This window comes from Streptomyces sp. ID05-26A, from assembly GCF_033794685.1.
Lineage (GTDB): Bacteria > Actinomycetota > Actinomycetes > Mycobacteriales > Pseudonocardiaceae > Lentzea.
Genome location: NZ_JARAYZ010000007.1, coordinates 367,022 through 375,411, shown reverse-complemented (window position 1 = coordinate 375,411; position 8,390 = coordinate 367,022). Strand labels below are relative to the sequence as shown.

Sequence of the window (8,390 nt, the reverse complement as noted above, 5' to 3'; positions counted from 1 at the left end):
CGACAGGCGGAGCGGAGCCTGAGAGGTCGGAACTCATGCCACCTCCTCCTCTGGCGTTGGAGCGCCGCACCGCGTCGAGGTCGATGCCGGGAACCGAGCCAGGTCCCGCACCGATCGAACAGGCGCAGGACGTGTTCCCGCTCAGCTCACCAGAGAGCATGGTGGAGGACACGAGCGCTGATCCGCCGGAGTTCGCCGGGGCGGTGCGCCATCAGCCGAACGGGCGTGTGGCGGGCGGACTGAGCTTCGACAGTGTCGGCGACGGTTCCCGAGACACGCACTGGCGGGCTCTCTACGCGTCCGCACCCGGTGAGTCGGGCGCCTTCTACGTCTTCGTGCGGGCAGGGGAAGGGAAGTTCCTGGTCAACGGATCACCGCTCGGCGGAGTCGCCTTCGCCGGACTGGTGAGCGGGTCTCCCCACTTCCAGGAGCACGCGGGGGAGTCCACGGTACCGGTGCGCCTGGTCTGGGACGGAGCAGGGACGACGGCGGCGGACCACTCCGAGGTGCGGGCGTTCGCCGACGCGCTGGGGTCTCCGGAACGACCGCGCATCGTGGAGGCGTCGACGAGCCTCGACGACTTCGTGCCCGTGAAGACCCGGCTCCTGCCGGAGTCGATCACCTGGAAGCCGCTGTACTCGCGGAACGGCACCGTGGTCGGCATGGGGTCCGTTGCCACGAACCAGGCCTGGGACGTCATGGCGAGCCTGAGCCGGTCCGTCGCGGACGAGAGTCTCAGAGTGGTCGCCGTCCACGATGACCGGACCTCCAAGGAGGAGTGGACGCTCGGGGAGTGGGCGCCAGCGACGACGGGTCAGCGGGTGCGGCCAGTGCCTCTCTACCTGGAGAACTGGAACGGGTCACTCGCCTTGTCGGTGACGAACGGGATGAGAAGGCTCCTGTCTCCCGAGGAAGCGGCTCGGCTGGTGTTCGGGTCGAGTTTGTTCGGGAGTTTGGTGCTGAGGCGGGTGAAGCGCCCGCCGTTGCTGTTGTTCATTTCTCGGGCGGACAGTTCGTCCGGCGACATGGTGAACGCGAGGTTTGTGAAAGCGTTGCTGGGCCTGGCGGGGTCGTTGCACGTTTACGACTATGAGGGGCCGTTGGAGGCGGCGGACGGATGGCCTGTTCCCCGTGTTCCGGTGGGGCGGGTACTGGGGGAAAGCGTGCCATCGGGCGTGCGGATGCTGGTGATGGATTCGGTGTTCGGTGTGCCGTCGTCGATGGAGTCGGCACGGCGGATGGTGTTGTTCAGGGATGCGGTGGCGTCCGGATCGGTGTCGGTCGACGACGTGGCGCGGTTGAGCGGCCGTACTCCGCTGTTTGTGGTCGTGGATTCGGTGGATGGCACGTTCGCGGAGGTAGCGGGGGAGGGCGGGGTTGTTCATGAGGTGGGTGGGGGTGTTTTGGCGCGGTTGTTGCGCGGGAATGCCGAGTTTGAGAGTGCGTTGATGGCGGAGCCGGGACGGCCGGTGGTACTGGTGGGTGCGCGTAGTGGTGAGCGGGTCAACTTCGGTGGGCTGGGGTTTGATTTCGCGGGTGAGTTGAGGGTGGGTAAGGACTTCCGCGATGTGTTCGCGGTGGGGGCGGTGGCCGGGGCCGACGGTCTGCTCGGTGATGGTGGAGGCGAACCGGGGTTGACGCTGGTGTCGGTGTTGCGGGCAGGGGATCTCAAGACCGACGCGTTGCTGAACTCTGCTGGTCAGACGGTGGCGTGGTTCGTGCGTTCACCCGGCGACCGGTCGAAGCTCGCGGCGGCGACGAGGTGGGGTCTGGCGGTCAGGTCGCGCACCATGAGGACGTACTCGTACTGGAACGGAAGTGCGTCGGTGGAGGTTCCGTTCGGCGCGGAGCAGACCGGTGATTCGGGCGTGGGTCCTCCGTTCCTGATTCTGGCCGCACTGGAAAACGGTGGACGTGGCTATCACGTCGAGCGTGTGGACGGTGCGGGCATAACGGTGTCCGCAGCCGAGTTGGCCAGGGTGCTGAGGGCTGATCGTGGGCTGCGTTCACGCCTGAGTCGCACACTGGCGAAGCCGATCGCCTTCGCGTCACTCGACGGAGCCATACCCGATGCGGACGAGCTCGCGAACGAGCTACTCGCACTCACCTATCACCGGAATGTGCTGACGGCGCAGGACGCGATCACCCTTGAAAGTGGCGGCAGGATTCACTCCGGCCACGCCCCGTTCATCCTGCACGCGAAATCAGCCTATCCGGAGCGCTCCGGTGCGGTATTTCATTTTCGCCCCGTCGTCGGTGAGCGTCTCGACACCTCCGGGTTGTCTTTCGCGGCCGACATGAAGGACGCCTACTACAACGCGCTCGTCTGGCAGGAAAAGCGTGGAGCCAGCACGATGATTTACGGCGAGGTGGAAGACGCCGGACTTGGTCAGGACGGCACCCCGCTGCTTCGTGCCGTTCACTACCTGACGCCGTGGAATGATGGCGTGAAGTCGCACTACTTGATTGAGACGCACGGCTCTCCCGAAGGGATGGCGGTAGCGCTCACGTCGGATCATCCGTTGCAGATAGGCGACAGGTTCACTGTTCCCGGTGCGACTCTGGCCACTATCGTGCGGCACTCCGGACATTTCGTCGATGCTCATCTTGATGCGGACACGGCTGTCATCCTGCTCGCCTGCCGGTCCTATTCCGGGCAGAGTGACAGTGGTGCCGCCGCCTCGTTCGCCCGAGCCTGGAACGGTGGTCTGAGCCCTGTCTTCGCCGCGACCGGCAAGGTCACTTTCGGGGAAGGCCAGTCACTGGCGGTGACGGACGGGGGCTCATATCTCCGGGTGTCGGCCCAGCCCGGCACCGTCCCGCCGAAAGTTCCGTTGAGCGCACTGGTCGTCAGTGAGTTCGACGCCGTGGCCATGTCGCTCGGGCGGAGTGGGACCAGCGTCGATCAGGCGGCGCTGAGTGAGCTGAGCGCTGTCGCGGACGCTCTTGTTCCGGTGGTGTGGTGGCGACTGCGCAATGGCGCGCCGCTGCCCTCGGTCAGCATCCAGGCGCGGGGGAGCACGCGCGACGGTGCCGCGTACGGCAGAGGGAAGCGACGCAGGCTGGAAGACCCCGCGACCGCCGGGACATCGGCTGTGCGCCACGAGTTGCTGCGTGCGCTGATGGCGAGTGCCGAGCGGTACCGCGCCGTGGGCATGGAGTTCGACCTCTCGCTGATCCCGATCCGGACGGCGACGAGTGAGTCCGCGGCAGGGACCGACGTGTCGGCTCTCGTGGAGGTCGACGTTCCGCACGCCGAACTCGGTCAGTCGGCTTTGCAAGCGATTCCCGAGTTCTCCCAGTCGCAGCCGGAGGAGCAGTCGGAGTATCTGAATACCTGGACCTACGAAGTGGCCGGAGCCTTCCAGGCGCTTTCCCACTCCCGCAGGGGAGAGGGGCATCCGCCGTCGGAGAACGCGGCGGGCGGGCTGAGCTTCAACGAGGGCGTCCGGTGGGACACGCCGCTGTGGGAAGCGCTGTACAAGTCCTTGCCCGCGACAGGGGAGAAGGAGTTCAAGGTCATGGTGACCGGTGCCGGCCGCGGGTTCCTGGTCGACGGCAAGGTGCTTGGCGGCGAGGAGTTCGCCGAGGTGGTGTTCAGGTCGCCTGCCTTCCGCAACCAGGTGTCGAACTCGCGGGTTCCCGTGCGTCTTGTGGTGATGTCCCAGGCGACTTCGCCATTGACACAGCTCCACTCCGACGCGTTCCTTCTCGCGATGTGGGAAGCGGATGAGACCAGGAGCATTCGGGTGGAGATCAGCGATCTGGAACTGCGGTCGTTCGCGAGCTCCGCCGGGGGAGACCCGACGCTCCTTCCATAGCCGTGGCTTGGCAGAGTCCGGCCCCCGCGAGTCGCGCGAACGATTCTTGGGTTGAGGGCGTCCCAGGGCGCGGTATTGCGCATCAGCACTCGGCACTCGGCGCGAACGCCGGGAGCTCGAAATGAGACGCAATCCCTGACGGCGGGTAGTAGAGGCAGTTGTGGCGGGGTGGTCGTGCACTGTGTGCGGCAGTGGTTCCCGCCCCGTGGGAAACTCGGCCCAGCCGCTGTCCTTCCTGGAGGACCTGCATCCTGAGGAGCGAGGAATCGTCATGGACACCGTGACCGACACATCGCAGGACACCGAACCAGCTGGTGCGATGGAGAACTGGTTCCTCCTCATGGACCCGGCGTGGCACCCGAAGACAGAGGACGAGACGCCGCCGATCGAAGCCGTGGTGGGCATGTGGCCCGTCGAAAGCGACGGGACCCTGGGAAAGTTCCGCGCGAATCCCGAACACGTGCCATCGGACGCCGAATCGCCCACGGACCCGCTGGACGCCGTGCTGAGGCTGGTGATGCAGCAACGGGCGGAGGCCGAGCACATCCAGCTCATGCTGCGGGACTCCCTGTTCGACATCGCGATGAACGGCGACGGCCGCCCGCTGATCATGAACTCTCCCGATCAGCTTCAGTGTGTCGTCATCGCCACCGGCGAACTGCACCGGCAGCGGGTGAGCGCGCCGGACTGGCGGCGGATCGACCTGGAGGAACTGGTCGTGCTGCTCGCGGATGGCATCGACGTGTTCTTCAACCCCGGAAGTCCCGCGGCCGTACGCCTGACCGGTGACTTCATCCGCGAGACGTTGATGCTGGACGACGAACGGGCCGCTGAGCTGTACGCGGAGCATCAGGAGGCCACCGATCTCCAGGTGGCGCCGTGGAGCCCCCCAGGGGCCGTCGTCGATGTCGTAGACCTGCCGGAGCTCCAGGAGAGCGCCGTGGACGAGGCAGGCAGCGCTCCCACGGGCAGCGCTCCTGAGGATGGCGTCTCCGGCCAGAGCTGAGCCCTTCGCGACTCTCCTGGCGGCGCGGGGAACGTCGTCGCGCCTCGATGTCGCCTGCCCGCCATCGGCACGATCCGGCTCCGTGCCGGCCAAGCCGTCGGCCGACCGAGCCTGAGCATCTGCTCAGACTCGGTCGGCCGTTGTCGTTTTGTTCGTGTTTTCGTGTTTCCCCAGTGTTACGGCGCCCGTGGTCGCTGCCGTGCGGAACTATTCGCGCCCGTGGTTCGGGCAAGGGTGAACGTGCCGGGCGGGGGGACCTCAAGGGCAGTTGGGTGGCGGAGGGGCTGCCGCAGCCGTGATTCTCGTGGTGGGCTTGGACATGGCGGTGCAACCCGTCGTCTGTTCCAGCTTTGACAAAGGAGATGATAAATGTCCGGAACTGTGTCAACCACGACGCCGGGAATGCACAAGGCTGCTGAGCACTTCCTCAGCACCAAGACTTTCTCGGAGCAGAGCGCGACCAGCGTTCATCGTGCATTGGTCGATCTTTCGGGTACCTGGACCGGCAATGCCGCCACGGCGTTCCAGAACGCGGTGGCGCGGTGGATGGCGGACTGCAGGACGATCAACGGCCTGTTGGGTCAGATGGCCGCCGACATGCAGACGAACAGCAAGGAAATCCAGGCGAGTGAGGACGCGAACGCTCGCATCGCCACGTCCCTTCCGGTCGGTGCGAACGCTGGCCTCGACGGCTTCTAGTCGAACCTGACTCTGGCCGGCGAATCCCTTGAAAGGACAGTGACTTGACCACCTACACGTTCAACCGGGCCCAGGCTGACGCCTTCTGTCAGCACATGGCCACCGTCTCGAAGCAGCTCAGGGACGAGCTGGAGCGAATGGACGCCCAGGTGCAGAAGCTTCTGTACGACTGGTCCGACGGAGCCAAGCTCAGCTACGTCAGCGCGAAGCAGCAGTGGGACGCCGCGGCGGCTCGTATGCCGATGACGCTGGAAAGCGTGAAGGGCGCGCTCAACGACATCGGCGTCCAGTACGCGATGACCGAGCGCAACGGAATGAAGCGCTGGGGCAGCTGAGGAATCCGGCGAGCCCGTGATGCCGCTTCTGTGCGGCATCACGGTCGCTCGCTCTGCCGTCTCGGAGCGATTGCTCGACGGAACAAACAAGGAGCGCATTGTGGGCTTTGACTACAACAACGCAGTGCCCAACAAATACACCGGCGGGTTCAACGAGTCGGTGGGGGAGTGGAAAGGGCGGCCTGACGACCGTCTGGCGGGCGTCTACCAGCCGCCTCGATCGCCTACCACTGGCGAGGGCGGTGGCACCGACATACGAGTGAACACCGACGCGCTGCGGCATTTCGCCGGGAATCTCAGGACGTTCGAGGGCTGGCTGCGCGGGCTGCTGCCGAAGCTGGACGGCGTGCGGCTGGCTCCTGGTGGGTTCTACGACGCGAAGGAGCTGACCTCGAAGGTGGTCGGTGTCAACGGTTCTCCTTCGATTCACGGGTCAACCAGGGAGTTCGTCGTTCAGGCGATCCACGCTTTCAAACTGAGCGCGGATGACCTGGAGGCGTTCGCGCTCACCGTCACCAACTCCGAGGAGTTGAACAAGGCGACAGGGGATGACCTTCTGGAGGTTCTCCACGCCGCCAGGCCGGAGATCACCAAGGCGGTCGGTGGAGCAGATGTCCTGTCCGCCCCTCCCACCTCGACGCTGCCACCGACGACGACCGGTGGCCCGACGTCGCCGCCTACTACGACGACCTCTCCGCCGACGACGACCTCGCCAACGATCTGATTCGTCACCTGTCGTTCCAACCAGTCCCGGTTCCGGCCCTGTCTCACGCGAAGGCAACTCACCATGGGTGATCAACCGACGAGCCCTCCCGACGACCAGGGCAACGCGCCCAACGGGTTCAGAGTCGGACCGCAGGGCGAGCTCATCGCGCGCTCCGAGCAGGACGGTCTCACCAGGGGTGACTACGACAAGTGGGACTGGAAGGCGATCAAGGCCTCGATCTGGAACGGAGCCGCTGTCTCCTCCACCTCGCGTGAGGATCTCGTCGATGGCCCGTCCGACCCGCAGACGCTGTGGAGCGCCGCCGTCACCTTCCTTGAGGTGCAAACCGTGCTGCGCACCATCGGCAAGACGCTCGCCAAGCACTCGGAAGCACTCGCGGGAGAAGACGGGCCCTGGAAGGGCGAGGCCGCCACAGCGTTCCGGATCATGATGACCCAGTTCGCCCAGGCGTTTCTGAACCATGCGACGCAGCTGGACGGAGGAGCCGCTCAGCTGGGTCCGGTGCCGCTCCAACTGCACCAGGCAGGGCAGTACCTCGATTGGGCCAGGCAGTCCGTCCACGCGATCGACCTGCACTACGCGAGCGAAGTCAGGCGCATGGCGTTCCTGCACAACGCCTCGGCCAGGACCCACAGCCAGGCCATCGACGTCACCCTGCCGAACGGCCTGGTCGAGGTCAGCAAGTTCCCCAGGGTCGTCGAGGCGATGACCAACGACATGCGCAAGGTGCTGAAAACCCTGGCGCAGAAGTACGAGCACACCACCTTCGACACCACGTTGACGCCGGTCGGCGCTCCCCGTGGCGCCACGTCCGGACCGCCCGGCAGCACGGGTGGAGGCAGCGGCGAGACGGGTGGCGGCCTGCCCAAGCACGTTCCCGCGACGGTGAGCGGTCCTGGAACGGAGGAGGAAACGGGTCCCCCGAAGAACAGTCCTCCTTTCGTGAGCACGGTTCCTCCGCCGACCGGCACCACGCAACCTCCCCCCAGCGGCAGCATCGAGGACCCGCCCAACACCGCGGTCATCGAGCCGCCGCCGACGTCGCCCCTACCTCCCAAGCTGGGAGACAGCCCGACCGACGCTCCGACCGTGGCGCCCCCGAACCTCGACGCGCTGACGCCAAGCCCGAACCTCGACTCGCTGACCCCGAGCCCGAGTCCGACCCTGACCCCGCCGGACACCCTCGGCTCGGTCACACCGCCGAACCTGTCCGGCCCCGGAGGGGTCGACGCTCCTGGCTCGTTCACGCCGACCACACCGCCGCTGACCACGCCGACGCCGTTCGGGTCCATCGCACCGCCGAGCGGTGCGAACCCGCGTACCCCCGATCTGTCGAAGCTGGACCCGACCGCGCCTCCCACGCTGCCAGGACCCGGCGATACCGGCTCCGGGGGCGGTCAGATCGGCGGCGTGACGCCGCCGACGATTCCTGGCATCACGCCGTTCGATCCGAAGGTGAACCCGATCTCGCCGCTGGTTCCGCCGAGCATTCCCGGTGGCTCCGGTGGTGGCACGGGTGGCGGTGCGGGAGGGAAGACACCCGAGCTCACTCCGTTCAACCCGGTGGAGCCGCCGGGTGCGGTGGACGCGCCTGGCAGCCTTTCGCCCGCCCCCAACCTGGACACCTCGAACCTGCGTGATCCGCTGACGAACACTCCCGGCACGACCGACCAGCCTGGACTTGGCCTGAGCGGCGGCGGCACGGGTGGTATGCCGATGATGCCGCCGATGGCTCCGCCGATGTCGCCGGGTGGTTCTGGTGGTGCTGGTGGGGATCGGCCGGACGCGTCGGGTCTGTTGGG

At 66.5% G+C, this 8,390-nt stretch carries 7 protein-coding genes; 6 read left to right on the top strand and 1 reads right to left on the bottom strand.

Annotation, left to right across the window (positions count from 1 at the left end):
* Positions 1-325: 325 nt before the first annotated feature.
* Entirely contained in the window at positions 326-700 is a 375-nt protein-coding gene (locus PV646_RS41440; RefSeq protein WP_500348279.1) for a hypothetical protein, read from the bottom strand.
* A gap of 130 nt (positions 701-830) precedes the next feature.
* On the opposite strand from PV646_RS41440, the gene PV646_RS41435 reads away from it, so the two are divergent.
* The 6 genes from PV646_RS41435 to PV646_RS41410 all read left to right on the top strand — a co-directional run.
* Positions 831-3,821: a hypothetical protein gene (locus tag PV646_RS41435; protein WP_500348277.1), complete on the top strand. Its 2,991-nt coding sequence runs from the start codon at positions 831-833 to the stop codon at positions 3,819-3,821.
* 271 nt (positions 3,822-4,092) lie between these two features.
* Positions 4,093-4,827 carry a type VII secretion system-associated protein gene (locus tag PV646_RS41430; protein WP_500348275.1) on the top strand — a complete coding sequence of 245 codons (735 nt, stop codon included), beginning with the start codon at positions 4,093-4,095 and terminating at the stop codon, positions 4,825-4,827.
* Between the two features lie 381 nt (positions 4,828-5,208).
* Complete coding sequence (locus tag PV646_RS41425) at positions 5,209-5,526, top strand: WXG100 family type VII secretion target (RefSeq protein ID WP_500348273.1); 318 nt, start codon at positions 5,209-5,211, stop codon at positions 5,524-5,526.
* A 44-nt stretch (positions 5,527-5,570) separates the two neighbouring features.
* Entirely contained in the window at positions 5,571-5,861 is a 291-nt protein-coding gene (locus PV646_RS41420; RefSeq protein WP_285646631.1) for a WXG100 family type VII secretion target, read from the top strand.
* A gap of 16 nt (positions 5,862-5,877) precedes the next feature.
* Positions 5,878-6,585: a hypothetical protein gene (locus PV646_RS41415; protein ID WP_500348272.1), complete on the top strand. Its 708-nt coding sequence runs from the start codon at positions 5,878-5,880 to the stop codon at positions 6,583-6,585.
* A 63-nt stretch (positions 6,586-6,648) separates the two neighbouring features.
* Positions 6,649-8,390, top strand: a 1,742-nt coding sequence (locus PV646_RS41410; RefSeq protein ID WP_500348270.1) for a WXG100 family type VII secretion target, incomplete at its 3' end; no start/stop codon positions are given.